The sequence below is a fragment of the Winslowiella iniecta genome (genome assembly GCF_001267535.1).
GTDB classification, from domain to species: Bacteria; Pseudomonadota; Gammaproteobacteria; order Enterobacterales; family Enterobacteriaceae; genus Erwinia; species Erwinia iniecta.
The window spans coordinates 156377-156939 of sequence record NZ_JRXE01000002.1 but is presented as its reverse complement, the minus strand read 5'-3'; the positions used below and the strand labels follow the sequence as shown (position 1 = coordinate 156939).

The following is a 563-nucleotide window of genomic DNA, read 5'->3' as shown; positions in this document are numbered from 1 at the left end:
GTATTATTCTGTTTGCGCCGTTGCTCGCCAACTGGTCGCTGGCATTTGGTCCGGCAGAGTTTTTTGCGCTGATGGTGTTTGCCATCGCCTGCCTGGGCAGCATGATGAGTCATAACCCGCTGAAATCGGTGCTCGCCGCGTTAATCGGTCTGGCGATGGCGACCATCGGCGTGGATGCTAATTCCGGCGTCTATCGCTTTACCTTCGACAGCGTTCACCTCTCCGACGGCATTCAGTTTGTGGTAGTGGTAATCGGCCTGTTCTCGGTCAGTGAGATCCTGCTGATGCTGGAATCCACCAGCAGCGGGCAAAAAGTGGTGCGCGCCAGCGGGCGCATGATGTTCAATCTGAAAGAGGCAACGCAGTGCGTCGGTACCACCCTGCGCTCTTCCGTACTGGGCTTTTTTGTCGGCGTGCTGCCGGGTGCCGGCGCCACTATCGCCAGCGCTATCGCCTATATGAGTGAGAAAAAAATCAGCGGTGGCGCTAACTTTGGCAAAGGCGATATTCGCGGCGTTGCCGCACCGGAAGCGGCCAATAATGCATCGGCCTGTGGCTCATTT

The 563-nt window shown here is 57.0% G+C and carries 1 protein-coding gene; it reads left to right on the top strand.

Going from position 1 to position 563, the window contains the following annotated elements; all coding sequences use genetic code 11:
* The coding region (locus NG42_RS23245; RefSeq protein WP_241488282.1) for a tripartite tricarboxylate transporter permease at positions 1-563 on the top strand (563 nt) is incomplete at both ends.